Here is a 26,537-nt window from a genome sequence, read left to right as displayed (position 1 = left end):
CTCAAAACTATGGTTTAGTTGCTGGCTTTTGCCCAAGGATAGCCGTTTGTATCACGCTCTTGCGTGTATTTGGCGATCATTGCGGCGTAGTCTTCCAGCATCTGGTCGGCAGGCAGGCCCGCTGCTTTTGCGGTCTCGGCCCATTCGCCCAGAAACTTCTGACCGCCCGCAACCAGCTTTGCGCGCTCTTCTGCGGGCAGTTCGATGATTTCGACGCCCTGTTCTTTCATCGATGCAATGGCGTTTTCATTGGCTGTGGTGATCATGCGGCCAAATTCGTCGGCCATGTCGGCACCGGTGGTGGTCAGCACGTTTTGCTGTTCCGCTGTCAGGGAATCGAACATGTCTTTGTTCATGAAGATACCCAAACCGCCAACCTGGCCCCAGTTCAGCATTGTGTAGCTGTCGATCACTTCGGCCTGCTTCAGCGCGGCAACCGCATAGGAATAGCCCTGGCTGCAATCGATCAAACCGGTATCAAGCCCTTGGTACGCGTCATAGATCGACATGTTGACCATGTTGGCACCTTCTTCGCCAAAGACTTTGCCATATGCGCCAACGCCGCGCACTTTCTTGCCTGCGATGTCAGCGACCGACCGGATTGCATCGCCTTTGCAGCCGATGTTGACCTGGCTGGTGGTCCATGTGCCGATATAGACAAGGTTCTTGTCGGCAAGGTTTTCGGCGATGGCAGGGTTTGTGCGCATCAGTTCATCCGTTGCACGCATACCGACCCATGCATCAGGGTTGTTTACAGGCAAATCCGCGATGCCATAGGCGGCCATCTCTTGCGGATAGTAGACGGCAATAACCGACCCTGTGTCGGCAACGCCATCGGCGATGGACTGAACGGCCGCGTTTGCCTTGAACAGCGCGCCACCCCATTGGATATCCATGCGCAGATCACCGGCGGAACGCTCGGCAACCTGATCGGCGAACCACTGCAATGCGTTTGCGCGTGCGCCACGGTTTGGTCCGGCTTCACCGTGGATCAAGACGGTTTCAGCACCCGCAACAGAGGCAGCAACGCCCAGAACAGCGGCAAAGGACAGATTTTTGATAAAGGACATGAATTTCCCTCCCAAGAAATTGTTTCACTATGCGAAACATGGTTTCACTATGTCATGATGGAACCTAGGGTCGGAATTCACAACCCGCAAGCGGATAGTGCGCCGAAAATGACTTTCCACTTTCGGCGCATTTAATTTCGTTTATATTCAGCTATTTAGCCAGAAAGCAGAACCATCAGGCGCGCTGATAGATAAAGCAACGCCCTTCAATTGCATCCGCTGGCAGGGGAATCTCTTGCAGGTGATCGAAATACATCCGGTCACTGGAAACCATGATGCCGCCATGGTCCAACAGCGGCTCAATGTAGGGTGACAGGGCTTTGGCAAAGGCATCGTTTTTCGCCAGATCATGCCCCCCAAGATCAGCATGGATCAGCCGCACCGTGGGGCCGAACCGTTTTAATGCAGCTGGCAGGGTTTCATAAACATCCCCCAGAAACACCATATCCTCGGCAGGGGTGCTGTCGGGATTCGATGCGATTGCGCGCTCGAAAACGAAAATCTCGCGTTCGGGCATGATCTCTCGCATGTGATGAAATGTGCGGCCATTCCCCAAACCCAGTTCGAACACCGGACCGGGCTGCCCTTTGGTTAATTCGACGGCATGATTCAGGCAGGCGCGCTGCGACACCATACGATTGATAAATACGTCCAGACGGCTCATTTTCGGATCACTTTCATTTTCAGCTTGCTGCGCGGTGGTCACGCCACCCCTCAAGGTAGCATCCTTATGCCAAAGACCAAGGCCCCTAGACGCCGCCCTGATTATCGGCTTCACTCTATCACATAGTGATCTGTTTTAAAGCGTTTGGACCCGAATGACTGCCCTTTTGGAAGTAAACGACCTTACAGTCGGGTTTGGTGATGCCGCACCCATTGTGGACGGCGTCAGTTTTTGCGTGAACGCCGGGGAAACGCTGGCGCTTGTCGGGGAAAGCGGGTCGGGCAAAACCCTGACATGCCGGTCGGTGCTGCGCATTCTGCCCGAAGCCGCACAGCTGCGCCGCGGGTCCATCCAGTTTCACGGATCAACCGGAACGGCCGAGCTGATGTCGCTGCCGGAAAAGGCAATGCGCGCCATCCGAGGCGACCGGATTTCGATGATTTTCCAGGAACCTATGCGGTCCCTGTCGCCCCTGCACCGTTTGGGCAATCAGGTGGCCGAAGTCTTGCGGTTGCATCGCAACATGGGCCGGGCCGAGGCCAAGCGCTGCGTGCTGGAACAGTTCGAACAGGTGGGGTTCGCCGATCCTGTGCGGGCGTGGCGCAGCTATCCGTTCGAAATGTCCGGCGGGATGCGCCAGCGCGCGATGATCGCCATGGCCATGGTCGCCAAGCCAGAACTGCTGATCGCGGATGAACCTACCACAGCGCTTGACGTGACCACGCAGGCGCAGGTCTTGGGGCTGATCCGCAGCCTGCAAAAAGACACCGGCATGGGCGTGATCCTTGTCACCCATGATTTGGGCGTGGTTGCCAATATGGCCCAGCAGGTCGTTGTCATGAACAAGGGCCGCGTCATGGAAAGCGGCCTTGCCAAAGATGTTCTGGGCGCCCCCGCGCACCCCTATACGGCCAAGCTGTTTGCCGCGGCACCGATGATCCCGCAGGTTGCCACCCCTGCCCGCCCGCCTGTCCGTGATGATGTCATCCTTGAACTGCGCAACGTGTCGAAAACCTATGCGATGCGGGCTGGCGGATGGCGCAAACCGGTCACCGTTTCCGCCTGCCAGAACGTGGACTTGCAGGTCTCGCGGGGCAAAACCCTGGCCATCGTCGGCGAAAGCGGATCGGGCAAAACCACCTGTGCCCGCATCGCAATGGGCGCGGAAACACCTGACGAAGGCGGCGAGGTGTTGTTCCGTCCCGACAAGGGCGCGGAGCCGATTTCAATTCACAACATGGACCGCACCGAGCGCACCTTGTTTCAGCGTCAGGCGCAGATGGTTTTCCAAGACCCCTATTCATCGCTCAGCCCCAGAATGCGGGTTCAGGATGCGCTGACAGAACCGATGGAAATTCACGGCATCGGGTCAGCCGCTGACCGGCGCGACAAGGCCGCCGAGATGTTAAGCTGGGTTGGTCTGGACACAAACATGCTGCGCCGCTTTCCCCACGCGTTTTCGGGCGGGCAACGGCAACGCCTGTCGATTGCGCGGGCTTTGACGCTGGACCCCAGATTGCTGATCTGTGACGAACCCACCTCGGCCTTGGATGTATCGGTGCAGGACCAGATCCTGACCCTGCTCGAAGACATCCGCGAACGCGCCAACCTGAGCTATCTGTTCATCAGCCATGATCTGGCCGTCGTCGCGCGCATCGCGGACGAAGTCGCCGTCATGCGTGCAGGTGTCATCGTGGAACAGGCCCCGCCCGATACGTTGTTTTACAATCCGCAGCATCCTTATACCAAAGCGTTGATCGCGGCCCAGCCAGAACCTGACATCAACCGCCCCATTGATCTGGATCTGGTGGCCAAGGGGGCCGGTTCCCCGCAGCTGTGGCCCGAAGAATACCGTTTTGAAGGCATGCAGGCCCCCGCTTTGCGTGAACTCGAACCCGGTCACAAGGTCAGATGCCATGCGTAAGCTCGCCCTCGCCCTGTCGCTTGTCGCCACGCCACTTTGGGCGCAGACGACCTTGCCGCCGTTGCAAGAAAGCTCGTTCTGGGCGCAAGAGGTCAACAGCGGCAACCTGCCCCCGATCGAGAGCCGCCTGCCCCAAGAGCCGTTGATCGTCGATCTGGCCGCAAAGGGGCGCAGTTTCGGCACGCAAGGTGGCACGTTGCGCACCTTGGTGTCGCGGTCCAAAGACGTGCGGCAGATGGTGGTCTATGGCTATGCGCGGCTGGTGGGGTATCAGCCGGATTATTCGCTGGCCCCCGACATTCTGAAATCCGTCGATGTGGAACAGGGGCGCAAATATACGCTGCACCTGCGCAACGGCCATCGCTGGTCAGACGGTGCCCCCTTTACGTCGGATGATTTCAAATACTGGTGGGATAACGTCGTCAACAACGCCGAGATCACCCCCAGCGGCCCCCCTGATTTCATGTTTGTCGAAAACAAACTGGGCCGGGTCACCTTCCCCGACCCGCTCACGGTCGTGTTTGAATGGGACGATCCGAACCCCGATTTCCTGCACCTGCTGGCACAGGCCAGCCCGCCCTTTATCTATCGCCCCGCCCATTACCTGAAACAGTTTCACGCCGATTTCGCCGATCCCGAAAAGCTTGCGGACGAAGTCGATGACGCAAGGGTGAAAAGCTGGGCCGCGCTGCACAACAAGCGCGACAACATGTATAAATTCGACAACCCGCAACAACCGACATTGCAGCCGTGGCTGAACACCAGCGACAGCGACGGGTCACGCCAGTTATTCGTAAAAAACCCCTATTACCACCGCATCGACAGCCGCGGCATCCAGCTGCCTTATATCGACGTCGTGAACATGGACGTTGTCGGCGGCGGCCTGATCGCGGCCAAGGCCAACGCAGGCGAGGTAGACCTTCAGGCGCGCGGGCTGGATTTCCCTGACATTTCGATCCTGAAAAAAGGCGAAGTGGACGGCGGTAAATACAAGGTCTTTTTGTGGGCCAATGGTGCCGCCAGCCAGATTGCGATTTATCCGAACCTGAATTTTGCCGATCCGGTCTGGCGCGACGTCATGCGCGATGTGCGGTTCCGCCGCGCGCTTAGCCTTGGTATCGACCGCCGCATGATCAACCGCGCGCTGTATTTCGGCCTTGCCAAAGAAGGCGGGATGACCGCCCTGTCCCAAAGCGTGCTGTACGACGAGGCCGATTTGCACGCATGGGCTGCCTTGGACATCGACGCTGCAAACGCGCTGCTGGATGAGATGGGCCTGACCGAACGCATGCCATCGGGTCTGCGCAAACTGCCCGATGGCCGGCCGATGGAATTCGTCGTGGAAACCGCAGGCGAACGCAGCGAAGAAGAAAACGCACTGGCGATCATCACCGATACCTGGCGCGACCTTGGTATCCGTCTGATCATGCGCCCGCTGGACCGCGACATCCTGCGCAATCGCATCTACGCAGGCACGACGATGGCCGCCGTCTGGTTCGGTTGGGATAACGGCCTCCCCGGCCCGGCAACATCGCCCAAATATCTGGCCCCGACCAATCAGGAATTCTTTGCCTGGCCGATGTGGGGACAATATTACCAGACCATGGGCCAATCGGGCGAAGCCCCCGATCTGCAACCCGCCCAAGAACTGATGGATCTGGCAGAAAGCTGGACCCGCACCGATGATACGCAAGAACGCACAGCAATCTGGGACCGGATGCTTGAGATCCACGCCGACCAGCAATTCGCCATCGGCATTCTATCCGAAGCGCCGCAACCCATTGTCGTGTCCAACCGGCTCAAGAATGTGCCAGAAAATGGTGTCTGGGCCTATGATCCGGGCGCGCATTTCGGCATCCACCGGATTGATGAATTCTATCTCGAAGACCCACTAGTACAGGTAAGCCGATGATCTTTCTTAGATACGCAGTCTGGCGTTTCATCACCATGCTCCTGACCCTCGCGGTTGTGTCCGTCTTGGTCTTTGTCATCATCAACCTGCCGCCGGGTGACTATTTGTCTAACCAGATTGCCGAACTGCGCGCCACAGGTCAGGTCGAAGGTGTGGCCAAGGCCGAATTCCTGCGCCACGAATATGCGCTCGACCAGCCGATCTGGAAACAATATCTGATCTGGGCAGGTGCAGCACCGGGCCCGCAAGGATACGCAGGGCTGCTGCAGGGGAACTTCGGCTGGTCCTTTGAATTCGACCGCCCCGTTGCTGAAATCGTCGGCAACGCCCTGTGGATGACGGTGTTGGTGAACCTTGCTGCGGTTTTGTTTGTGTATCTTATCGCCTTGCCTCTGGGCGTGCTGGCGGCGGCCAAATCCGAAACATGGGTCGATTATACCGCCGGCTTTATCGGCTACCTTGGCCTTGCCACGCCGAACTTTCTGCTGGCGCTGATCCTGTTCTATTACGGGCACCGCTATTTCGACCTGCCCATTGGCGGGCTCATGGCACCGGAACTTGAGGGCGAACCGATGTCTTGGGCCAAGGTCCAGTCGATCCTGCTGCATCTGATTGTCCCGACCTTTGTGATCGGTACCGCCGGCGCTGCCGCCATGATGCAGCGGCTGCGGGCGAACATGCTGGACGAATTGGGCAAACCCTATGTCGACACTGCCAAAGCCAAGGGACTGGCCCCCGCGCGACTGCTGGCGAAATATCCCCTGCGCATGGCGTTCAACCCCTTTGTCGCCGACATCGGCAACCTGCTGCCTGCGATGATCTCGGGCTCGGTTCTGGTATCGGTTGTGCTGGGCCTGCAAACCATCGGCCCGTCGCTGCTGATCGCGCTCAAATCCCAGGATCAGTTCCTTGCGGCCTTTATCCTGATGTTCGTGGCCTTGCTGACGCTGATCGGCACGATGATCTCTGACATGCTGCTGGTCCTGCTTGACCCGCGCATCCGCTATGGGGCGCGTGGATAATGGCAACTCAACCCGATAACCGCTTTATCGACACGACCCCCTGGGTGGATGTCGTCGATCACTCTGCGCCAGAACGCTCGGATATGGATGCCTCGGTTGCCCGGCTGATGTGGCGCAAATTCCGCCGCCACAAGCTGGCGCTGGTGTCAGGGCTGTTCTTGGCATTTTGCTATCTGATCCTGCCGATTGCCGGTTTCATTGCGCCCTACACCCCCAACGAGCGCAATGCCGAACATCTGTATTCGCCACCACAAAGCATCAATTTCTGGCACGAAGGTGATTTCATCGGCCCCTATGTCTATGAAACGACAGGCACCGCTGATCTGGTCAACTTCCGCTGGGTCTACGAAACGGATGAGACCAAACCGCGCAAACTTGAGTTCTTCTGCAAGGGCGAAACCTACCATATTTTCGCGCTGATCCCCTCCGACACCCACCTGTTCTGTGCCCCCGAAGGCGCGACCGTGTTCCTGTGGGGGTCTGACCGTCTGGGCCGCGATGTGTTCAGCCGGATATTGTTCGGCGCACAACTTTCCCTCACCGTCGGCCTGATCGGGATAACCGTTTCCTTTGTGCTGGGGATCTTCTTTGGCGCGCTGGCGGGATATTTCGGCGGCAAGACCGACTGGATCGTCAACCGCATGATCGAAATCCTGCGCTCGCTCCCCGAACTGCCCCTCTGGCTGGCGCTTTCAGCCGCCGTACCGTCCAACTGGGGTCCGGTTTCGGTGTTCTTTATCATCTCGATCATACTTGGAATTCTGGACTGGCCCGGCCTCGCCCGCGCTGTCCGCTCCAAATTCCTGAGCCTGCGCGAAGAGGAATATGTGAAAGCGGCGGAAATGATGGGGGCCAGACCTTCGCGGGTGATCCGCAAACATTTGCTGCCAAATTTCATGTCACACCTGATCGCCAGTGCAACCTTGTCTATCCCCGCGATGATCCTCGGTGAAACCGCCCTCAGCTTTCTGGGGCTCGGCCTGCGCGCACCGGCTGTCAGCTGGGGCGTCATGCTGAACGATGCGCAAAATCTGGCGAGCATCGAAATCTACTGGTGGACGGCCATCCCGATGCTGCCGATCATCGTGGTGGTGCTGGCCTTCAACTTCCTTGGCGACGGGTTGCGTGCCTGCCTGGACCCCTACAAAACCTAAAACCCCTTCTCTGGCTCGAAAATATCCCGGGGGGCGCGGGGGGTTGGCCCCCCGCATCGGTCCGGTTGCCAAAGGCAACCGGAAACCGGAAAAATCAGTACCAGTCCGCAATCTTAACTTCGGTACCTTGTGCAACCATCTTGGCAAACTCTGCCGGATCCTGCGTGCCACCGTCACGCCCGCGGAAATGGTAGGGATAGACAAACGACGGCTTGAATTCCGACACCGCAGCGGCTGCGGCCTCTGCATCCATGGTAAACGGCAGGTTCATGCAGACAAATGCCAGATCGATGTTCTCCAAGGCGCGCATTTCTGGCGTGCCTTCTGTATCGCCCGAAATATACACGCGGAATTCCGGCAGGTTCACGACATAGCCGTTGTCGCGCCCCATAGGGTGGAAATTCTTGCGCTCTTCGGTGGTGTTATACGCCGGAACCGCCTCGATAATCACGCCATTGAACATCGCGACATGGCTATTGGCCAACAGGGTGGCCCGGGCCTTCAACGCATCGGGCAGCATTTCAAATACAGCCGGGTTTGCGATGATCTGTGTGTTCTGGCCGACTACAGCGGCAAGCGTGTCCGCGTTATAGTGATCGCCATGTTCGTGGGTAATCAAGATCAGATCAGGGGCCGGAAAATCGGCATAGTTTGCGGCGTCACCTACCGGATCGTTATAGATCACCCCGACCGGTGTCTCCATCACAAAGGATGCGTGATCGACGGGATGGACTTTGACCTCGCCCCCCTTGACCGGGAACATGTGGCCACCGTGGGCGGCCGCCTGCGCGGCATAGGGCAACATGGTGATCACACCTGCCGCAGCAGCAGATGTGGCTAGAAACTGGCGTCTGGAATGGGTCATTTGAACCTCCTGTTAAAGCTGGGCCTTCAACTAGGCCGCATCAGACACATTTCAATCACAGATATGTTAACGATCATCCCCACCTGGTTCAGGCGCCTCCATCATGTCTTCCTCGATGGAGGCTTGAGCCGCCGCAGTGACCGCCTTGCGCTCCTGGTCGCTCAGGCTGTCGACCTTGCCATCAGCCAGACGCACCGTGACTTCGCGATGGGCAAAGCGGATGCCTTCGCGCTCGAACAGCGACCGGATTTCCTCGTAGACCCGTTTGCGGACCAGCCATTGATCGCCGGGTTTGGTCATGAACTTGACCCGGATGATCATCGCTGAATCCTGCATTTCAATCACGCCTTGGGATTTCAGCGGCTGGATGAAATTCTCGCCGATCACCGGATCATCCAGCAACTCGACCCCCAGTTTCTTGATCAGCTTGCGGACTTTTTCAACGTCTGTGTCATAGGTCACCCGCAACGGCAGTTTCATGATCACCCAGTCGCGCGAATAATTCGTCATGACCTGCAATTCGCCAAATGGTATGGTGTGCAACGCCCCCAGATGGTGCCGCAGTTGAAAGGACCGCACTGATATCTTTTCGACCGTGCCTTTGACCCCGCCCACATCCAGATATTCGCCCTTGCGAAACGCATCGTCGAACAAAAAGAACGCACCCGCGAAAATATCGCGCACCAGCGCCTGCGAGCCAAAGCCCACCGCGACGCCCACGATACCGGCACCTGCGAACAAGGGACCCACATTGATGCCGAATTCCATCAGGACAATCAGCACAATGGTGACCACCACAACGATCAGAATGAAATTGCGAAACAGCGGCAGCAGCGTGGCAAGGCGGCTGGCAGAGGAAGCGCCGCTGCCCTCGTCGCCCAGTTCGGCTTCGGGCTGGTCACCGGCTTCTGCCTCGATCTTGGTGTCGATCCAGATCCGAAAGGCGTGATACACGACATAGCCGATAAAGAGGATGACCATAATATCCAGCAAACGGTCTGCCAGACTTTCGACCATTTGCGCGCTTTCATTGTCCCATATGAAAAAGAACGCATAGGCCCCCGCGACAAAGGCCAGAATGGCTGCGACCCGTCTGGCCAGCGCTTCGAATGTATTCAGCGAACGGCGGGGCAGAATCTTTGCACGCGCCTGTTCTTCGGCCAAAGCAAGCCGCGCGGCCTCGTTGGTATCAAATGCTGCATCGCCGGGTTCTCCGGCCTGTCCGGCGGCATCGCGGACGGCGGCCTGTTCATCCCTGATCTCGTTCAGCCGGCGCATGTTGCGGGCCCGCGCAAAGCCGCGTTCGATACCAAAGTTGATGACCCCGTAAACGACAATGATCGACACGATGATCCCGTAGGCCCCCGCGATCAACGGGATCGAGCTGGGGTTTTCCAGCACCAGATCATAGGTCAGTTCGACCCAGGCAAACAGCACATAGACAACAATGGCAGGGGCCCAGACTTTCGACAACAGCCGCGCGACAAAGCTGACTTCATCGGCGGGCTTGCCGTGACGCAACGCGTTTGAAATGGCGCGTCGGTTTACATAAACCATCAAGATATTGGCCAGCACGATCAAAGCGGACATCAAAGACGCGATAAAGGCGTAGACGTCATAGTTCAGGCCCAGTTCGGCGATCCACATGCCGAACAGGATCGCGCAGGTATCAAGGCTTGCCAGAATCCATAGCCAGCGATGCAAGCTTTTCGCATCGCGGTCGTTGAAAACCGGAATGCGGTATTGCGCGAGGAAAGGGGACAGGATCATCCGCCAAAGCCCGGCAAAAAACCGGCAGATGAAATAGCCGATGTTGATCAGGGTGACGGTAAATTGCATGGCGGTGTCTTCCAGCCCGCCAAAGATGATCCAGCCCAGCAGATAGGCAACAGCCATCGACACCAGAATACCGATAACGCCCATAAAAAACCGGAACACCAGAAACGGCATCTTTTCGGCATAACCGACCGGATTATCCATGACGCGGGCCGTGACAAAGCTTCGGGCGAAGCGTTTGCCAAAGACCTCTCGTTCGACGATCACCCCGATGCCGAACAGCCCCAGCGAAATCAGCAATGCCTTGCCAAAGGCCCAAAGCGTGCCGTCCGGGCTGGCAGCACGCAAGATGTACAGCACTTCGTTGATTGCGTCCGGCAATTGCACGATGCGGGTAATCAAGGCGCGGCGAAACCCGTTCGTGCGCTCTTGAAGCTGCATCAAGGCCGAATGTTCCTGGTCAGCCTCCGGATTATCAAGACCGCCATTTGCCGACGTCGCAGCGGGTGCATCCACCTGATTAAGTAGTTTGCCCGTGCTGTCGATCACCACCACGCCCACACCGTTTTCGGCGGCCTGTTTGATGACCTCCTCAATGCGGGTGTCATCCGCGCTGGCTGTCGATTGCGCGGACGGAAACAGCGATTGCAACCCTTGCGCGGTTGCCTCGTGACCGATTGCGGCCAGCATGAACGACAAAAGAAGTGATAAAAACAGGTGCCGCATAATGCCTCGCTTGACCGAAAATGGCTCAAAAGACGCTATGCCAGCGCCAATGCTATTGCAATCATGCGATCTGACCCCACCTCAACAGGCCACGCACGAGCGGCTTCGGTATATTTCCAAGGTGCAAGAACTGTTTGATCATGCTAGCAATTATCAGCGCGCTGGCGTCGCGCGCCCCGAAAAAGGACCACCTATGTTCAACCTCACATCCGGCAATTGCCGTGTCCAGCTGATCGCATTGCGCACAGAGTTTGAAACATTGAACAAATTGCCACAACAGATCATCCAGTTTCACCCGTAGCGGCGAAGTTGTTTTTGACATTTGAGGGTTCTTTCGCAAAACAGGTTAAGATCTGTGACGTAAGGCTTTCAAACCAAGTTAGGACCGGCGAATGAGCCAATTGCCCAAAAAACCCGCGCTTGCAGGGAAGCTTTCGCACCGGATCATGTTTTACAGCCACGATACGTTCGGGTTGGGGCACCTGCGCCGGTCCCGCGCATTGGCCGCCGCCCTGACCGCAGGCGATGATACTGCATCAGCGATCATATTGACCGGCTCCCCTGTGGCGGGGCGGTTTACATTTCCCGAACGCGTTGACCATATTCGTCTGCCCGGTGTGACCAAACTGGCTGACGGGACCTATGTGTCGCAGACCCTGGGGCTGGATATCGACGAAATCACCGCGCTTCGGTCGGGGCTGATCAAAACCGCCATCGAAAAATATGAACCCGACCTGTTGATCGTGGACAAGGAACCATCGGGCTTTCGCGGCGAACTGATCCCCAGCCTCGAATTCCTGCGCGACCATGGCAAAGCCAAAACAGTTCTGGGCCTGCGCGATGTGTTGGATGAACCCAAGGTGCTGGCCGCTGAATGGGACCGCAAGAACGCGATTGAAGCGACCGAAAACTTTTATGACGAAATCTGGGTCTATGGCGACCGCGATATCTATGACCCGACCAAAGGGCTGGCCTTGTCGGACAAAACCCGCAGCCGGATGCACTGGACCGGCTATTTGCGCCGTGAAACCAGCGACGAAGTTGATCTTCCCGAACACCCCTATGTGCTGATCACACCGGGCGGCGGCGGCGACGGGGCTGCCATGGTGTCGCTGGTGCTGGAAGCTTATGAAAAAGACCCCGATCTTGCCCCCAATGCGGTTCTGATTTACGGCCCCTTCCTGTCAGGTGATGTGCGCGACGCCTTTGATGCACGCGTTGAGAAACTGAACGGGCGGGTCACGGCTGTCGGCTTTGACAGCCGGATCGAAGCCTTGTTCGTCGGGGCCGAGGGCGTTGTGTGCATGGGCGGCTACAACACCTTTTGCGAGGTGCTGTCTTTTGACAAACGTGCCGTGATCGTGCCGCGCACCGTCCCGCGTCTGGAACAGTGGATCAGGGCCAGCCGCGCCGAAGAGCTGGGCCTTGTGCGGATGCTGGATGAAAAGCGCGATGGCATGACTGCAGACGCGATGATTGCCGCGATCCGGCATTTGCCGCAGCAGAACAAACCCTCCGAAGCGGGGGCCGATGGTATCCTTGACGGTTTGAAAGTGGTGATAGAACGCGCCGCCATCCTGATGGATGACGCGGAATGACCCAGACCCCTCTTGCGGTTGTCGTCAAAGGCTGGCCGCGCCTGTCCGAGACGTTTATCGCCCAAGAGCTTGTCGCCCTTGAAGAGGCCGGTTTGCGCTTTGACATCTGGTCATTGCGCCACCCGACCGACGTTAAAACCCACCCGCTGCATGACCGTCTGCGCGCAAAGGTGCGCTATCTTCCCGAATACCTGCGCGATGATCCGGCCCGCGTTGCCGCAGCCCGCGAGGCCGCGCAATCCATGCCCGGCTATGCCCAAGCGTTTGATGCATTCGAGCGTGATCTGGCCCGCGATGACACTCCCAACCGCCGCCGCCGTTTCGGGCAGGCCTGCGTGATGGCCCATGAACTGCCCGCTGACACCCGCGGGATTTATGCGCATTTCCTGCATACCCCGTCCTCGGTCGCGCGCTATGCGGCGATCCTGCGGGATCTCCCGTGGGGCTTTTCGGCCCACGCCAAGGACATCTGGACATCGCCGGAATGGGAATTGCGCGAAAAGCTGGACCCCGCCACGCACGGGGCTGCTTTCGGGGCGACCTGCACCGAATTTGGCGCAAAACATCTGCGTGATCTGGCCGCTGACCCCGGCCGGATCGATCTGGTCTATCACGGGCTCGACCTGTCGCGGTTTCCTGACGCACCGATACGCGCAACGCGCAGCCCAGCCGCCCCCTTCCAGATGATGTCTGTTGGCCGCATGGTCGAGAAAAAGGGTTTTGACAATCTGATCGACGCGCTGGCGCTGCTGCCAAAGACGCTGGACTGGCACTGGACCCATATTGGCGGCGGCACCCTGTCGGACGAGATGAAAAAACGCGCCCGCGATCACGGCATCAACGACCGCATTATCTGGCGCGGTGCCTGTGACCAGCCCGAGGTGATTGCCGAGATGCGCAAGGCCGATCTTTTCGTTCTGCCGTCGCGCATTGCCAAGGATGGCGACCGCGACGGTTTGCCCAATGTCTTGATGGAAGCCGCAAGCCAGAAGCTCCCGATCCTCAGCACCCCTGTATCCGCGATCCCCGAATTTATCGACAGCGGCGTCAGCGGCATTCTTAGTGACGATGCCCCCGCCGCGCTGGCCGGGGCGATGCAAGATTTCGCCGCCGATCCCGATCTTGGCCCCCGACTGGCCGAGGCCGCGCACACGCGCCTGCACGCCGAATTCACCATGGCCCCCGGCATTCGCCAGCTTCACCAGCGGCTTGGGGCGATGCTGGCCCTAACGGCCTGATGCGCCTTGCGTTCTATGCCCCGCTAAAGGCCCCCGATCATCCGAACCCGTCGGGGGACCGTGCAATGGCACGCGCCCTGATTGCGGCGTTTGAATATGGCGGGGCGACAGTGACAATGGCCAGTACGTTGCGGTCCCGTGACGGCGCGGGCGATGCGGCCCTGCAACGCGATCTGTTGGCACAAGCGCAAGCAGAAATCGCCCGCCTGACGGTGTTGGGCCAGACCGAAGGCTGGCGGGCTTGGGTCACCTACCACAACTACTACAAGGCCCCCGATCTGATCGGCCCCTCGGTCGCGCGGGCCTTGGGCATTCCCTATCTGCTGATCGAGGCGACACGCGCCCGCAAACGTCTGTCAGGCTCTTGGGCCGCCTTCGCCCAAGCGGCCGAAGCTGCCAGCGATGCTGCGGATGTCATCTTTTATTTCACCCACCGCGATGCCGAAACGCTGCATCGGGACCGCGCCGGACGCCAGCGGTTGATCCACCTGCCGCCCTTTCTGTTGCGCGACAGCGTCGACACGGCGGTTGCGCCGGTTGGCCCAATGCTGGCCGTTGGGATGATGCGCGAGGGGGACAAGCTGGCCTCGTATCAGATCATCGCCGACACATTGGCGCAGTTGCCAAACGATGGCTGGTCGCTGCGCATTGCAGGGGACGGGCGGGCGCGCGCCAAGGTTGAACGCCTGATGGCACCGTTCGGGCCGGCGGTGCAGTTTCTGGGCCAGCTGGATGCAGTCGCCTTGGAAGGCGTCTATCGCACCTCGTCGCTGTTGTTCTGGCCGGGGGTGAACGAGGCTTTTGGCCTTGCCTATCTTGAGGCGCAGGCCGCCGGCTTGCCCGTGGTGGCGCAGGACAGACCCGGTGTGCGCGATGTGCTGGCCCCCGGTGATTACCCCAAGCCCGAGGACGGCATCGCCCCGCTCGCCGCGCGGCTGCAAGGGTTGCTGTCCGATCCTGCGCTTCGGCAACGTCTTGGCACGCAGGCCCAAGCCCATGTGGCAGCGCACCACCTGCTGCCCGCCGCCGCTGAGACCTTGTTTGCCGCCCTTGCGACCTGCGGAGTTCACCGATGATCCAGCTTGCCCTTTTGCGCCACGGCCACACCCACTGGAACCGCGCAGGCCGCATTCAGGGGCGCACCGATATTCCGCTGGACGACGATGCCCGCGCGCAGCTTGCCGGTCTGTCCCTGCCCGCGCCGTGGGACAGTGCCGATCTGGTTTCAAGCCCGCTGGCCCGTGCAGTGCAAACCGCCGAACTGGTCGCAGGCAGACCGCCGCAGACCAGCCCCGCCTTGATGGAGATGGACTGGGGCGCATGGGAAGGCCTGCGTGGCATTGACCTGAAAGCGGATCCGTCCAGCGGGTTTCGCGACATTGAATATTGGGGCTGGGATTACACGCCCCCCGGCGGCGAAAGCCCCGCACATCTGCGGTCCCGGCTGGTGCCTTGGGCCAACGGATTGACCCGCAATACCGTCGCTGTGTGCCATATCGGGGTCATGCGGGTTCTGCTGGCCCATGCCTTGGGCTGGGATTTCAAGGGCGATCCCCCCTTTCAGGTCAAACGGAACCGCCTATATCTGATAGAGATTTACCCAACCGGATGGCAGGCATCCCCCGACCAAATCCGACTGGACCACCGCCTATGAAAGTTTGCATCATCGTCACGCATCTGCTGGGGACCGGCCATCTGGCCCGCGCCCTGACGCTGGCGCGCGCCTACCAAAGCGCAGGGCATGATACGGTCGTTGTCACCGGCGGCATGGCCGCATCCCAGTTGACCAGTGACGGGATCAAGATGGTCCAGCTCCCGCCGCTCCGGTCTGACGGGGTGAATTTCGCACGGCTGCTGGATGGCGATGGAGCCGAGGCCGAACCAGCCCTGTTTGACGCCCGCATCAAGATGCTGACCGCGACCGTTCAGTCGTACCAGCCCGATGTTTTGATAACCGAACTGTTTCCCTTTGGCAGACGTATCCTTGGGGCAGAGTTTACTGCCCTGCTGGACGCCGCAAAGGCCCTACCCCACCCACCGCTGATCTGCGCGTCGGTGCGCGATATCCTTGCCCCGCCGTCAAAACCTGCCAAAGCCGCCCTTGCCGATGATCTGGTCGCACAATTCTATGACGCTGTGCTGGTGCATTCCGATGCCGAGGTTGCGCCGCTGTCGCTTAGCTGGCCCGTGTCGGATGCCTTGGAGGCCAAGCTGCGCTATACCGGATATGTCGCCCCCCCGCCCGCTGCGGCCCATCCGGACGGGCTGGGCGCGGGAGAGATCATCGTAAGCGCGGGCGGTGGTGACGTTGGTCAACATGTGTTTGACGCGGCCCTTGCTGCCGCCAGACTGGATCCCGATCAGCGGCAGTGGCGGCTGTTGCTGGGCGGGCAAGACGCCGCAAAGCGCAGCGGTGATTTGATGCGGGACGCGCCTGCAAATGTGATCATCGAACCCGCACGCCCTGAATTCCGGCAGATGCTGTATCATGCCGCAGCGTCGGTGTCCTTATGTGGCTACAACACCGCATTGGATATCCTGCAAAGCGGTGCAGCGGCGGTGTTCATCCCCTTTGATGCAGGCAGCGAAGTCGAACAAGGCCTGCGCGCCGACGCTTTGGCGCAACTGGACGGCATCGGCGTTCTGCGCAATTCCAACCTGTCGGCGGAAACCCTGCTGGGGGCCGTGACAGCGGTGCTGGATGCCCCCCGACGGGCCCCGCGCATCGACGGTTTTGACGGGGCCGTCGAAACTGTGCGCATCACGCTAGCAATGCGCGGGGAACAGCGATGAAAACAGATTGGTCCCCCCTGAATTCGGAACTGGCCCTCTGGCGCGCAGAGCAGCGCCCCCTGCCGATCTGGTGGCGCGATGATGACGCGGTGGAACCCACGCCAGCGCTGGACCGCCTGACGGCGCTGGCAAACACGCTGGGCCTGCCCGTCCATGCCGCCGTTATTCCGAAGCTGGCGCAGCCGTCATTGGCAAAGTTCTGTGCGGATCAGGATCAGGTGATCCCGCTCGTTCATGGATGGCAACATGTCAGCCACGCCCCCGAGGGGCACAAGAAAGCCGAATTCGGCCACCCCCGCGAGGCAGCGCTTGGCGATGCGGGCCGTGCCATTGACCGGATGAAACTGCTGTTTGCAGATCACTTCCTGCCGATCTTTGTGCCGCCGTGGAACCGGTTGGACAGCGCGCTGCTGCCCGATCTTGCGGCCTTGGGCTATGTCGGGGTGTCGACATACCTGCCGCGCAAGAACACATGGGCCGCACCCGGACTTGCGCAGATCAATACCCATATCGACCCGATTTTCTGGCGTGGCACTCGCGGGCTTGCGCCCACGGATGAACTGGTCGCGCATATGGTGAAACTGCTGCAAGACCGCAGGCAGGGCATCACCGATGCGACCGAACCCATGGGTTTTCTGACCCACCATCTGGTGCATGACGAAGATATCTGGGATTTCAGTCAAAGCTGCCTTACCACGCTGTTGGACGGGGGTGCCACGCCCGCCGACCTTTCCAGACCCGAAAAGGACACACCGCATGAGCAGACTTGAATCAATGCGCCGCCGGCTGAGCGCGCAAATCGATGGATTAAACTGGGCCGCAAACCAGATTGCGGACATCAAAGGCGACGTGCTGGAACTGGGCTTGGGCAACGGGCGCACCTTTGACCACCTACGCCAACAACTGCCGGATCGCCGCATCTGGGTCATCGACCGCGAAATGAATGCCCATCCGTCCTGCGTGCCCCCCCGCAGCGATTTTCTGCAAGGCGACGCAGCTGAAATGCTGCAACAACTGGCGCGCGCAGGGGTCCGGCTTGCCCTTGTCCATTATGAGCTGGGCATCGGCGTCGCAGACCATGACACAGCACTAAGCACAAAAATGAGCCAACATATCGCCCCCCTGATGGCACCCGGCGGGTTGATCATTTCCCAAGATCCGATGGAAGGCTTTGACCCGATCAAAGGCCCCGACAGCGTCGATGCCAAGCGCTATCTGTTTTACCGCGCCTAACGCTTTTTGACGAACTCGGTCAGGATCACGATCCGCTGGCCCTCGACGCGCCCTTCGATATGGGCCGGGTTGTCCTGCACCAGTGAAATGCGGTGCACCGCCGTGCCACGCTTGGCCGTAAAACCGCCGCCTTTGACGGGCAGATCCTTGATCAACACGACCGTATCGCCCTGGCTTAGCGGCACCCCGTTGCTGTCTTTGTGATCCGTCGGGGCGGCCACGTTATCGGCCCAGATCTGGGTTTCGTCATCCAGATACAACTGCTCCAGCAGATCGCGCGACCAATCGGTATCCAGCCGCTTGAGCGTCCGCGCCGCATAGACCTGAAGCGCTGCATCCTCGGTCCACATCGTCGACGCGAGGGGACGGAAGTGATCGGCAGGCGTTTGCGGATCAGCGCAGAGGCCGCAAATATCGACGCTCGCGTCAGCGGGGCCGCCAGTGACGGGGACGGAAACGAGCGGGGCATCTGCTGTGCAAAGGGGGCATGTCATGGGGTGAGGTTTAGGGCGGCGCTGTGCGGGGCGCAATGGGTTGTTAACCAAAATCATAGAGCCTGAAACCATGAGCGCATACCGCCGCATCCATGTGCCCGGAGGCACCTATTTTTTCACCGTCTGTCTAGCTGACCGAGCGTCTGACCTGCTGCTGCGCGAGGTGTCCGCGCTGCGCAGGGCCGTGCGGTTCACGATGGCCGAACGCCCCTTTCAGATCGACGCATTTGTGGTGCTGCCGGACCATCTGCACACGGTATGGACGCTGCCGTGCGGTGATGCGGATTTCTCGGTCCGGTGGGGTGCCATCAAATCGCGATTCACCCGCGAGGTGCGTAGGGTGGGGTTCAACCCCACCCTACCGCAAAGCCCGAGCAAACGCCGCAAAGGTGAAGCAGGTATTTGGCAGCGGCGGTTTTGGGAGCATTTCATCCGGGACGAAGCAGATTTTGCAGCCCACGTGGGGTATTGCCATTGGAACCCCGTCAAACATGGGTTTGTCGAGCGCCCCGACGCGTGGCCACATTCATCGGTCCATCGGGCGATCCGGCGTGGGGAATTTGTGGCTTTGGGTGGGTGAAACCCACCGTTGCGCATGGTTGAGGGGGTTAAGCGTGGGTTTCACCCACGCTATTCACTCCGACTGTAAGATCACTATCGCCGCCAACTAAATGTTAAATTAGCATCGCAATCATGACCGATATCAACAAACGTTCCAAATTACACGTTGAGGGCATCCTCCCCAAGGAGTTTCTCTATGACTTAGGCACCTACCTGCAAACTTGCGCCCATATCGAATTGGTAACCGCCGCTTTGGTAGTTTGCTTGAAAGGAGAGTTATCATCAGAGGATGACTGGTATACTCATTATAGCAGAATCCGAAAACTTCCCACCAAAGATCTAATAAAGAAACTTAGGTCGTCTGCCAACGCGGCGGTTGAATTCGGGTTCAATAAAGATCTGTTAGTTCTCTGTGACTGGCTCACAAGATTTACATCGAACCGTCACATCGCTGTCCACGGTGCGTTTTTTTTTGCAGCAAAGGTGATTTTCTGCGTGTTGACTACCCAAGGAACACAGGAAGTAAGAATGAACCAAACTATACGAAAAATAGAGAAGCGATAACCAAAGAAGTTGTAAGCGAAGCAGTATTAGACGCAGACCGGATTTATTTGATCTTACTAGGTATGATTGGAAAGATTGAAAACAGGTTACCGATCACAGTCCATCGCCACATTGTTCCCGTGGTCTCGAGTCCGCATTAGAGGCCACCCGCACCCAGTGGGAACGCGCATTGCTTTGCAATACGCGTTCCCACCGTCACTTAAGGTCAGCAGCTAAAAGCTGCTGACCTTAAGTGCTTTTTACCCGTCCATTTTCAGTGCGCTGATGAAAGCTTCCTGCGGGATATCCACCTTACCGAACTGGCGCATCTTCTTCTTACCGGCCTTCTGCTTGTCCAGCAGCTTGCGCTTGCGCGAGGCGTCGCCGCCATAACACTTCGCCGTCACGTCCTTGCGCATCGCTGACAGTGTCTCGCGGGCGATGACCTTGCCGCCGATGGCCGCTTGGATCGGGATCTTGAACATGTGGCGCGGGATCAGGTCCTTGAGCTTTTCGACCATCGCACGGCCGCGCATCTCGGCGCGGTCGCGGTGGACCATGGTTGACAGGGCATCCACAGGTTCGTCGTTCACAAGGATCGACATTTTCACCAGATTGTCCTGACGGTAGCCAATCATCTGATAGTCAAAGGACGCATAGCCCTTGGTCACCGATTTCAGACGGTCGTAAAAGTCGAAGACCACTTCGTTCAGCGGCAGGTCATAGACCACCATCGCGCGGCTGCCCGCATAGGTCAGGTCCATCTGGATGCCACGACGGTCCTGGCACAGCTTGAGAACGTCGCCCAGATAGTCATCGGGCACAAGGATCGTCGCCTTGATGCGCGGCTCTTCGATGTGGTCCACGAATGTCAGATCGACCATGTCGGCAGGGTTGTGCAACTGCGTGACGGTGCCGTCTTTCATGTGGATGTCGTAAATAACCGACGGGGCGGTGGTGATCAGGTCGATGTCATATTCGCGTTCGATCCGGTCGCGGATCACCTCGAGGTGCAGCAGGCCCAAGAACCCGCAGCGGAAGCCGAAACCAAGTGCGGCCGAGGTTTCCATCTCGAAGCTGAAAGACGCGTCATTCAGCGCCAGTTTTTCGATGCTGTCACGCAGGTCTTCGAATTCGGCAGCGTCCACGGGGAACAGGCCACAGAACACCACAGGCTGCGCAGGCTTGAAGCCCGGCAATGCCTTGTCACAGCCTTTTTTCTCGTGGGTGATGGTATCACCGACGCGGGTGTCGCGGACCTGTTTGATCGACGCGGTGAGAAAGCCGATATCGCCCGGTCCCAGCACGTCAATTTCGGTCATCGCGGGGCGGAAGACGCCGATGCGGTCAACGTGGTGCACAGACCCGTTCTGCATCATGCGGATGCGGTCGCCCTTTTTCAGCTGACCATCCATGATGCGCACCAGAACGATCACGCCCAGATAGCTGTCGTACCACGAATCAACCAGCATCGCTTTCAGCGGCGCGTCCAGCGTACCCTTGGGGGCAGGCAGACGGTGCACGACGGCCTCGAGGGTTTCGACAATGCCGACACCGGTCTTGGCCGACACGCGGATCGCCTCTGAGGCATCGATGCCGATCACGTCTTCGATCTGTTCGGCCACACGGTCGCAATCGGTGGCGGGCAGGTCGATCTTGTTCAGGACCGGCACGATCTCGTGATCCGCATCCAGCGCGTGATACACGTTGGCCAATGTCTGCGCTTCGACGCCCTGGGTGCTGTCCACAACCAGCAAAGACCCTTCAACGGCGCGCATGGACCGCGACACCTCATAGGCAAAGTCGACGTGACCGGGGGTGTCGATCAGGTTGAGAACGTAATTCTCGCCGTTAAGCGCGGTATAATCGATCCGCACGGTCTGGGCCTTGATCGTGATGCCCCGTTCGCGTTCGATGTCCATGCTGTCTAGCATTTGCTCTTTCATATCGCGCAAGGCGACTGTGTTCGTCTCTTGGATGAGGCGATCAGCGAGCGTGGATTTACCATGGTCGATATGGGCGACGATGGAGAAATTGCGGATGTGTGAAAGTGGTGTCATGTTGAGGGATATGGTGCGGATTTGAGCGCTGGTCAATGGGGCGGATTGGCCTTGCGTGCGGATGATTGGGCTGTTGCGCGGCAGAAATCGATTTTTCGCCTGCGACAGGCACAAACGCTTGGCTTGCACCCAGCATGGACGCGATGTGCCGCATCAGCGCAAACGGCGCTGCGCATACCTTTGGACGCAGCCGAAAACACTGGAAATGCCGCTAAGCACTGCAAAGAAACCGGCTCCCGTTTCTGTGATCGCTAAGCGCGGCAGGACAAACCATTCGTGAATTGCCCCCTCCTTTGTTTTCCTGCATAGTTGCCACAGCAGAAGGCCAGCAAACGGGATCAACCCGGCGCGCCAAAAATGGGGCACTCGAATGGTACGAATTCTTACGATGATCTGTGCGCTGTCCGCTTTGGCAGCCTGTGGCGGGCCGCGCGGCTATAACCCCAGCGGCGGCTATGGTGGCGGGGCGGTTTTATTCGCCACCGGACCGATCAATTCGGCCTGTCTGGCGGCCGGGCGCAAGCAGGCCAGCCGGGCGCGTTGTGGCTGCATCCAGGCGGTTGCAGACCGCGAGCTTTCGGCATCAGACCAGCGCCGCGGCGTTCAGGTGTTCAAAGACCCCCATATTCTGCAACAGGCACGCCAATCCGACCGCGCCAGCGACAATGCTTTCTGGGCCGCATGGAAAGCCTATGGCAACACGGCGCAAACCCTGTGCAGCGCGGCGTGAACTGCCGCCCTTGAGGTTTAACTATCGGGGCAGGTCGGCTCTCCGAAACGGGCAATCAGCCGGTCTTTGATCTGGTCGCGGGCCGCGCGGTATTGCGCCATCTTTGCTTCGCGGGTTTCGCCCAACCCTGTGGGATCAAGGATTGGCCAATATTCCACAGCCAGGTGATAGAAACGCGTCAGTTCCAACGCGCGGCGCTGGCTGGCGGGGCTTAGCGCGATGACCAGATCGAACGAGCTTAGATCGTCACCCCAGTTTTCCATCTCGTCAAAGCTGCGCGACCGGTGGCGCGACAGTTCGACATCCAGCTCCTGACAAACGGCGATTGAAAAGCCGTCAATCTCGAGATCATTCATGACGCCGACGGATTGGACATAGGTGCCCGTGCCGTAGAACTTTTTCATCAACCCTTCGGCCATAGGGGACCGGACCGCGTTGTGATCGCAGCAAAACAGCACCGATTGGGGCAGTTTTTCGACCATCTATCCGCCGTAATGCAGGACGCAGATCAGGGTGAAAAGACGTCGTGCCGTGTCTGTGTCAATCTCGGCTTTGCCTTCCAGACGCTCCTGGAGCACCCGCGACCCTTCGTTGTGGATGCCACGGCGGGCCATGTCGATGGTTTCGATCTGTGCGGGGGCGGATTTCTTGACCGCCTCGAAATAGGATTCGCAAATCTGGAAATAGTCTTTGACGACCTGCCGGAACGGCCCCAGCGACAAATGGAATTCCGCCGCTTTTTCATCCTTTTCGGTGTTCACATCAAACACCAGACGTTTGTCCCGGATCGAAAGCCCCAGATGATAGGGCCCTTCAGGCACGGGGCGGTCATCCCTGCGCGGCAGGGAAAAAACGTTCTCTTCGAGCAGGTCAAACAACGCGACTTTGCGTTCCTGCTCGATCTCGGGCGTGGGCGGCGGCAGGTTTGCGTCGTCAAGCACGATATGCGTGATCCGAGACATTGGCTTCTCAATTCATACTTAGGTTCGGGCGACCATAGACCGCCCAAATGGGTTGTTCAATCTGGTCGCGGCGTCACAAATTCAGCTTGCCCAGACGGGCGGTGACCGACAGGCCGTGGGCCTCGAGGCTTTCGGAGCGGGCAAGCCGTTCAGCAGATGGCCCGATCGCGCGCAAGGCTTGGGGTGTCATGCGGGCAAGTGTGGTGCGTTTCATGAAATCAAGCACCGACAGCCCCGAAGAGAACCGCGCCGACCGTGCCGTCGGCAAGACGTGGTTCGGACCGCCGATATAGTCGCCGATGGCCTCGGGCGTCCATTGGCCCAGAAAAATCGCGCCGGCATGGGTGATTTGCGCGCTCAAACCATCCACATCCGCCACGCATAGTTCAAGATGCTCGGGGGCGATGCGGTTGCTGAGCTTGGCAGCAACGGCCAGATCCGGAACCGTGAGGATCGCCCCGTTGTCGCGCCAGCTTGCACCCGCGATCTTGCGCCGCTCAAGCGTCTCAAGACGTTTTTCAACGGCTGCCGCGACGGCCTTGCCAAAGCTCGCATCAGTCGTGATCAGAATGGATTGCGCGCTTTCGTCATGTTCGGCCTGCGACAGCAGATCAAGGGCGATCCAGTCCGGATCGTTATCGCCATCGGCAATCACCAAAATCTCGGACGGGCCCGCGATCATATCAATGCCGACCTTGCCGAACACGCGGCGCTTGGCTGCGGCGACATAGGCATTGCCCGGCCCGGTGATCTTGTCGACGGGCGGAATTGTGGCGGTGCCATAGGCCAACGCCGCAACAGCCTGCGCGCCACCAATCCGGTAGATTTCATCGACACCCGCGATGCGCGCGGCCAGCAGGACCAGCGGATTGAGAATGCCGTCAGGTGTCGGCACCACCATCGCCAGACGCTCCACCCCTGCAACCTTGGCTGGTATCGCGTTCATCAACACAGACGACGGATAGCTGGCAAGCCCGCCGGGCACATAGAGACCCGCAGCCGACACAGCCGTCCAGCGCCAGCCCAAGGTCGCGCCGACCGCATCCGTCCATTCCGCGTCTTCGGGCAGTTGGCGGGCATGGTAATCGCGGATGCGGGTGGCGGCCAGTTCCAGCGCGGCGCGGTCCTCGGCCGAGACCTGGGCCACGGCGGCGTCGACTTCGGCAGCCGTGATGCGCAGGGTGTCAGGCGTCAGGGCGATGCGGTCGAACTGCTGGGTCAGCGCAATCACGGCGGCATCGCCGTTTTCACGGACCTGCGCGATGATGTCGGCGACTGTATCGTCGACATCCGTGCTTTCTTCGCGCTTGGCCGACAGCAGGGCTGTAAAGGCGGCTTCGAAATCAGGCTGGGAATGGTCTAGAAACTGGGGCATTTGATGTCCTTTTCAGCCGGTTGCCCGATATCGGGCGGGGCTTTGCAAGGGAATGTTGTTTTTGGATATTTAAGAGCCAGAGAAGCAGGTCAGACCGGATGTTCCGGCAGCTTGCGGGACGGGGCAACATAGGGTTTGGTCACGTCTTTCAAGGTCACCTCGAGCGCTTCGACGCTCAGCCGGATCGCACCGTCACCGGCGAGGGTCAAAAGGACATCCCCCGATGGTGCGTCGGTTTCTTTGAATTCGATCTGGAGCAGCGACAGGATCGTGTCGGCGTCGCCCTTGGTGACCCCTTGGGTCGATACACGCTGCACGTTGTTGAACATCAGGACCGACTGCACACGCTCTGCCGCATGGCGGGTTTTTCCGTTGTCTTCCCAGCGCACGCGGTTCAGCAGCAAGGCGAAACGCGCGCCCTTCTGGTGCCAGCGCATTTCAGAGGCAGGGAACACCGCGTCTTGGGTGAGCGACGAGATCACTTTGAGATCCTCGGCATCCAGGGCACCAAGGTTCAAGGGTGCCTCGCGGCCGTCTTCGAAACGTGCGTCCTGATCCCGGGTCATTGGTCTTTGATCCGCTCGATGTTGGCACCGACGCCGCGCAGTTTGGCCACGACATGTTCGTAGCCGCGATCCAGGTGATAGACACGGCTGACCTTGGTTTCGCCTTCGGCGGCCATCGCAGCAAGGATCAGCGACACCGAGGCGCGCAAATCGGTCGCCATCACCGGTGCGCCCTTGAGCTTTTTGACGCCGGTCACTGTCGCGGTGCCGCCGTGGACTTCGATTTCGGCCCCCATGCGGATCAGTTCGGGCGCGTGCATGAAGCGGTTCTCAAAGATCTTTTCTTCCAGCACCGAGGTACCCTGCGCGGTGCATAGCAGGGCCATCATCTGTGCCTGCAAGTCGGTGGGGAAACCGGGGAAAGGTTCGGTCGTCACATTCACCGCCTGGATCGACCCATTGCGACGGGCAACCTTGAGGCCCTTTTCGGTTTCCATCACATCAATGCCCGCGGCGTCCAGTTTCTCGCAGAACGCTTGCAGCAGGTTGATGCGACCGCCCAGCAATTCGACCTCGCCGCCGCAAATGGCGGGGGCCAGCATATAGGTGCCCAGTTCGATCCGGTCGGTCACGACGCGGTGGGTGGCACCGTGCAAACGGTCAACGCCCTGAATTTCGATACGGCTGGTGCCGTCGCCGTCGATTTGCGCCCCCATGGCGCGCAGGCAATCGGCAAGATCGACGATTTCAGGTTCGCGGGCCGCGTTATTGATCACCGTCGTGCCTTTGGCCAATGTCGCGGCCATCATGATGTTTTCCGTGGCCCCGACGCTGGCAAAGGGGAAATCAATCACAGCGCCTTTCAGTTTTCCGCCCGCCGCCTTGGCATGCAGGTAACCGTCGCGCAGGTCGATCTGGGCCCCCATCAGTTCGAGGCTGTCGGTGTGAATATCCATCGGACGCGCGCCAATGGCACAGCCGCCGGGCAGCGACACCTGTGCATGGCCTTCGCGTGCCAGCAGCGGGCCAAGCACCAGATTGGACGCCCGCATTTTACGCACGATGTCATATTCGGCGCGGGTGTTGATTGCGCCGTGGCAGGACATCGCCAGCACCTGACCGTCCTGCATGGAGGTGACTTCGGCCCCAAGCGAGCGCAGCAATTCGGTCATGGTGCGAATGTCGGAAAGGCGCGGCGCATTTGTCAGCGTCAAGGGTTCTTCTGACAGCAGACAGGCCGGCATCAGGGTCAGACATGCGTTCTTGGCCCCTGCGATCGGAATTTGTCCCGACAGCGCGCCGCCGCCTTTGACCACAATCGAATCCATCGT

25 protein-coding genes are annotated in these 26,537 nt (G+C 59.3%); 14 read left to right on the top strand and 11 right to left on the bottom strand.

The window, feature by feature from the left end; translation table 11 throughout:
* Positions 1–14 precede the first annotated feature (14 nt).
* On the bottom strand, positions 15–1,070 hold the full coding sequence (locus HGT1_RS17360; RefSeq protein ID WP_176251219.1) for a C4-dicarboxylate TRAP transporter substrate-binding protein: 1,056 nt from the start codon (positions 1,068–1,070) through the stop codon (positions 15–17).
* 175 nt (positions 1,071–1,245) lie between these two features.
* Positions 1,246–1,734: a class I SAM-dependent methyltransferase gene (locus HGT1_RS17355; protein WP_176251218.1), complete on the bottom strand. Its 489-nt coding sequence runs from the start codon at positions 1,732–1,734 to the stop codon at positions 1,246–1,248.
* Positions 1,735–1,888: 154 nt separating this feature from the next.
* On the opposite strand from HGT1_RS17355, the gene HGT1_RS17350 reads away from it, so the two are divergent.
* From HGT1_RS17350 to HGT1_RS17335, 4 genes are read left to right on the top strand one after another with little or no spacing between them, the layout of a single operon-like run.
* The gene (locus HGT1_RS17350; RefSeq protein WP_176251217.1) at positions 1,889–3,658 is read left to right on the top strand and encodes an ABC transporter ATP-binding protein; all 1,770 of its coding nucleotides are present in this window, start codon (positions 1,889–1,891) and stop codon (positions 3,656–3,658) included.
* Positions 3,651–5,570 (top strand): ABC transporter substrate-binding protein, encoded by a 1,920-nt coding sequence (locus HGT1_RS17345; RefSeq protein WP_176251216.1) that lies wholly within the window; start codon positions 3,651–3,653, stop codon positions 5,568–5,570. Before HGT1_RS17350 ends, HGT1_RS17345 begins: the two co-directional genes overlap by 8 nt.
* On the top strand, positions 5,567–6,592 hold the full coding sequence (locus HGT1_RS17340) for an ABC transporter permease (protein WP_176251215.1): 1,026 nt from the start codon (positions 5,567–5,569) through the stop codon (positions 6,590–6,592). Before HGT1_RS17345 ends, HGT1_RS17340 begins: the two co-directional genes overlap by 4 nt.
* Positions 6,592–7,746 (top strand): ABC transporter permease, encoded by a 1,155-nt coding sequence (locus HGT1_RS17335; RefSeq protein ID WP_176251214.1) that lies wholly within the window; start codon positions 6,592–6,594, stop codon positions 7,744–7,746. Before HGT1_RS17340 ends, HGT1_RS17335 begins: the two co-directional genes overlap by 1 nt.
* Positions 7,747–7,840: 94 nt before the next feature.
* Here HGT1_RS17335 and HGT1_RS17330 read toward each other — a convergent pair whose 3' ends face one another.
* Both HGT1_RS17330 and HGT1_RS17325 read right to left on the bottom strand, forming a co-directional pair.
* On the bottom strand, positions 7,841–8,611 hold the full coding sequence (locus HGT1_RS17330) for an MBL fold metallo-hydrolase (RefSeq protein ID WP_176251213.1): 771 nt from the start codon (positions 8,609–8,611) through the stop codon (positions 7,841–7,843).
* Positions 8,612–8,677: 66 nt separating this feature from the next.
* Positions 8,678–11,113, bottom strand: a complete 2,436-nt coding sequence (locus HGT1_RS17325) for a mechanosensitive ion channel domain-containing protein (protein WP_176251212.1) — start codon at positions 11,111–11,113, stop codon at positions 8,678–8,680.
* Positions 11,114–11,505: 392 nt separating this feature from the next.
* Here HGT1_RS17325 and HGT1_RS17320 point away from each other — a divergent pair, with 392 nt between their 5' ends.
* Genes HGT1_RS17320 through HGT1_RS17290 form a run of 7 tightly spaced genes read left to right on the top strand, consistent with a single transcriptional unit; the run spans position 11,506 to position 17,975 of the window.
* Positions 11,506–12,711, top strand: coding sequence for a glycosyltransferase family protein (locus HGT1_RS17320; protein ID WP_176251211.1), 1,206 nt, complete (start codon positions 11,506–11,508; stop codon positions 12,709–12,711).
* Positions 12,708–13,949 carry a glycosyltransferase family 4 protein gene (locus HGT1_RS17315; protein WP_176251210.1) on the top strand — a complete coding sequence of 414 codons (1,242 nt, stop codon included), beginning with the start codon at positions 12,708–12,710 and terminating at the stop codon, positions 13,947–13,949. Before HGT1_RS17320 ends, HGT1_RS17315 begins: the two co-directional genes overlap by 4 nt.
* Complete coding sequence (locus tag HGT1_RS17310; protein WP_255200256.1) at positions 13,949–15,025, top strand: glycosyltransferase family 4 protein; 1,077 nt, start codon at positions 13,949–13,951, stop codon at positions 15,023–15,025. Before HGT1_RS17315 ends, HGT1_RS17310 begins: the two co-directional genes overlap by 1 nt.
* A complete protein-coding gene (locus HGT1_RS17305) occupies positions 15,022–15,603 on the top strand; it encodes a histidine phosphatase family protein (RefSeq protein ID WP_176251209.1) in 582 nt (193 codons plus the stop codon). The genes HGT1_RS17310 and HGT1_RS17305 overlap by 4 nt, the downstream gene beginning before the upstream one ends.
* A complete protein-coding gene (locus HGT1_RS17300) occupies positions 15,600–16,742 on the top strand; it encodes a glycosyltransferase family protein (RefSeq protein ID WP_176251208.1) in 1,143 nt (380 codons plus the stop codon). Before HGT1_RS17305 ends, HGT1_RS17300 begins: the two co-directional genes overlap by 4 nt.
* Positions 16,739–17,512 carry a polysaccharide deacetylase family protein gene (locus HGT1_RS17295; RefSeq protein ID WP_176251207.1) on the top strand — a complete coding sequence of 258 codons (774 nt, stop codon included), beginning with the start codon at positions 16,739–16,741 and terminating at the stop codon, positions 17,510–17,512. Before HGT1_RS17300 ends, HGT1_RS17295 begins: the two co-directional genes overlap by 4 nt.
* A complete protein-coding gene (locus HGT1_RS17290) occupies positions 17,499–17,975 on the top strand; it encodes a class I SAM-dependent methyltransferase (RefSeq protein WP_176251206.1) in 477 nt (158 codons plus the stop codon). Before HGT1_RS17295 ends, HGT1_RS17290 begins: the two co-directional genes overlap by 14 nt.
* Here the strand turns inward: HGT1_RS17290 and HGT1_RS17285 are convergent.
* The gene (locus HGT1_RS17285) at positions 17,972–18,469 is read right to left on the bottom strand and encodes an alkylphosphonate utilization protein (RefSeq protein WP_176251205.1); all 498 of its coding nucleotides are present in this window, start codon (positions 18,467–18,469) and stop codon (positions 17,972–17,974) included. The genes HGT1_RS17290 and HGT1_RS17285 overlap by 4 nt on opposite strands.
* A gap of 70 nt (positions 18,470–18,539) precedes the next feature.
* Between HGT1_RS17285 and HGT1_RS17280 the strand changes: the two genes are divergently transcribed.
* Both HGT1_RS17280 and HGT1_RS17275 read left to right on the top strand, forming a co-directional pair.
* The gene (locus tag HGT1_RS17280) at positions 18,540–19,049 is read left to right on the top strand and encodes a transposase (protein WP_176251204.1); all 510 of its coding nucleotides are present in this window, start codon (positions 18,540–18,542) and stop codon (positions 19,047–19,049) included.
* Positions 19,050–19,162: 113 nt separating this feature from the next.
* Positions 19,163–19,594: a hypothetical protein gene (locus tag HGT1_RS17275; RefSeq protein WP_176251203.1), complete on the top strand. Its 432-nt coding sequence runs from the start codon at positions 19,163–19,165 to the stop codon at positions 19,592–19,594.
* 239 nt (positions 19,595–19,833) lie between these two features.
* Here HGT1_RS17275 and lepA read toward each other — a convergent pair whose 3' ends face one another.
* The gene (lepA, locus tag HGT1_RS17270; protein WP_176251202.1) at positions 19,834–21,633 is read right to left on the bottom strand and encodes a translation elongation factor 4; all 1,800 of its coding nucleotides are present in this window, start codon (positions 21,631–21,633) and stop codon (positions 19,834–19,836) included.
* A gap of 370 nt (positions 21,634–22,003) precedes the next feature.
* Here lepA and HGT1_RS17265 point away from each other — a divergent pair, with 370 nt between their 5' ends.
* On the top strand, positions 22,004–22,363 hold the full coding sequence (locus HGT1_RS17265) for a hypothetical protein (protein ID WP_255200255.1): 360 nt from the start codon (positions 22,004–22,006) through the stop codon (positions 22,361–22,363).
* Between the two features lie 17 nt (positions 22,364–22,380).
* Here HGT1_RS17265 and HGT1_RS17260 read toward each other — a convergent pair whose 3' ends face one another.
* The 5 genes from HGT1_RS17260 to murA all read right to left on the bottom strand — a co-directional run bounded on the left by HGT1_RS17260 (position 22,381) and on the right by murA (position 26,534).
* Positions 22,381–22,845, bottom strand: coding sequence for a low molecular weight phosphatase family protein (locus tag HGT1_RS17260; RefSeq protein WP_176251201.1), 465 nt, complete (start codon positions 22,843–22,845; stop codon positions 22,381–22,383).
* Entirely contained in the window at positions 22,846–23,325 is a 480-nt protein-coding gene (locus HGT1_RS17255) for a UPF0262 family protein (RefSeq protein ID WP_176251200.1), read from the bottom strand.
* 73 nt (positions 23,326–23,398) lie between these two features.
* On the bottom strand, positions 23,399–24,700 hold the full coding sequence (hisD, locus tag HGT1_RS17250; protein ID WP_176251199.1) for a histidinol dehydrogenase: 1,302 nt from the start codon (positions 24,698–24,700) through the stop codon (positions 23,399–23,401).
* A gap of 89 nt (positions 24,701–24,789) precedes the next feature.
* Complete coding sequence (locus HGT1_RS17245; protein ID WP_176251198.1) at positions 24,790–25,266, bottom strand: DUF2948 family protein; 477 nt, start codon at positions 25,264–25,266, stop codon at positions 24,790–24,792.
* Positions 25,263–26,534 (bottom strand): UDP-N-acetylglucosamine 1-carboxyvinyltransferase, encoded by a 1,272-nt coding sequence (murA, locus tag HGT1_RS17240; protein ID WP_176251197.1) that lies wholly within the window; start codon positions 26,532–26,534, stop codon positions 25,263–25,265. The genes HGT1_RS17245 and murA overlap by 4 nt, the downstream gene beginning before the upstream one ends.
* Between the last annotated feature and the right edge of the window lie 3 nt (positions 26,535–26,537).

Source organism: Sulfitobacter sp. HGT1 (assembly GCF_013282155.1).
GTDB lineage: Bacteria > Pseudomonadota > Alphaproteobacteria > Rhodobacterales > Rhodobacteraceae > Sulfitobacter.
The sequence above is the reverse complement of the archived record's forward strand: the minus strand, read 5'-3'. Positions and strand labels throughout refer to the sequence as shown.

Coding starts and splice junctions, on each gene's coding strand:
- HGT1_RS17360 (WP_176251219.1), bottom strand. CDS start 1,070: ATGTCCTTTATCAAAAATCTGTCCTTTGCCGCTGTTCTGGGCGTTGCT.
- HGT1_RS17355 (WP_176251218.1), bottom strand. CDS start 1,734: ATGAGCCGTCTGGACGTATTTATCAATCGTATGGTGTCGCAGCGCGCC.
- HGT1_RS17350 (WP_176251217.1), top strand. CDS start 1,889: ATGACTGCCCTTTTGGAAGTAAACGACCTTACAGTCGGGTTTGGTGAT.
- HGT1_RS17345 (WP_176251216.1), top strand. CDS start 3,651: ATGCGTAAGCTCGCCCTCGCCCTGTCGCTTGTCGCCACGCCACTTTGG.
- HGT1_RS17340 (WP_176251215.1), top strand. CDS start 5,567: ATGATCTTTCTTAGATACGCAGTCTGGCGTTTCATCACCATGCTCCTG.
- HGT1_RS17335 (WP_176251214.1), top strand. CDS start 6,592: ATGGCAACTCAACCCGATAACCGCTTTATCGACACGACCCCCTGGGTG.
- HGT1_RS17330 (WP_176251213.1), bottom strand. CDS start 8,611: ATGACCCATTCCAGACGCCAGTTTCTAGCCACATCTGCTGCTGCGGCA.
- HGT1_RS17325 (WP_176251212.1), bottom strand. CDS start 11,113: ATGCGGCACCTGTTTTTATCACTTCTTTTGTCGTTCATGCTGGCCGCA.
- HGT1_RS17320 (WP_176251211.1), top strand. CDS start 11,506: ATGAGCCAATTGCCCAAAAAACCCGCGCTTGCAGGGAAGCTTTCGCAC.
- HGT1_RS17315 (WP_176251210.1), top strand. CDS start 12,708: ATGACCCAGACCCCTCTTGCGGTTGTCGTCAAAGGCTGGCCGCGCCTG.
- HGT1_RS17310 (WP_255200256.1), top strand. CDS start 13,949: ATGCGCCTTGCGTTCTATGCCCCGCTAAAGGCCCCCGATCATCCGAAC.
- HGT1_RS17305 (WP_176251209.1), top strand. CDS start 15,022: ATGATCCAGCTTGCCCTTTTGCGCCACGGCCACACCCACTGGAACCGC.
- HGT1_RS17300 (WP_176251208.1), top strand. CDS start 15,600: ATGAAAGTTTGCATCATCGTCACGCATCTGCTGGGGACCGGCCATCTG.
- HGT1_RS17295 (WP_176251207.1), top strand. CDS start 16,739: ATGAAAACAGATTGGTCCCCCCTGAATTCGGAACTGGCCCTCTGGCGC.
- HGT1_RS17290 (WP_176251206.1), top strand. CDS start 17,499: ATGAGCAGACTTGAATCAATGCGCCGCCGGCTGAGCGCGCAAATCGAT.
- HGT1_RS17285 (WP_176251205.1), bottom strand. CDS start 18,469: ATGACATGCCCCCTTTGCACAGCAGATGCCCCGCTCGTTTCCGTCCCC.
- HGT1_RS17280 (WP_176251204.1), top strand. CDS start 18,540: ATGAGCGCATACCGCCGCATCCATGTGCCCGGAGGCACCTATTTTTTC.
- HGT1_RS17275 (WP_176251203.1), top strand. CDS start 19,163: ATGACCGATATCAACAAACGTTCCAAATTACACGTTGAGGGCATCCTC.
- lepA (WP_176251202.1), bottom strand. CDS start 21,633: ATGACACCACTTTCACACATCCGCAATTTCTCCATCGTCGCCCATATC.
- HGT1_RS17265 (WP_255200255.1), top strand. CDS start 22,004: ATGGTACGAATTCTTACGATGATCTGTGCGCTGTCCGCTTTGGCAGCC.
- HGT1_RS17260 (WP_176251201.1), bottom strand. CDS start 22,845: ATGGTCGAAAAACTGCCCCAATCGGTGCTGTTTTGCTGCGATCACAAC.
- HGT1_RS17255 (WP_176251200.1), bottom strand. CDS start 23,325: ATGTCTCGGATCACGCATATCGTGCTTGACGACGCAAACCTGCCGCCG.
- hisD (WP_176251199.1), bottom strand. CDS start 24,700: ATGCCCCAGTTTCTAGACCATTCCCAGCCTGATTTCGAAGCCGCCTTT.
- HGT1_RS17245 (WP_176251198.1), bottom strand. CDS start 25,266: ATGACCCGGGATCAGGACGCACGTTTCGAAGACGGCCGCGAGGCACCC.
- murA (WP_176251197.1), bottom strand. CDS start 26,534: ATGGATTCGATTGTGGTCAAAGGCGGCGGCGCGCTGTCGGGACAAATT.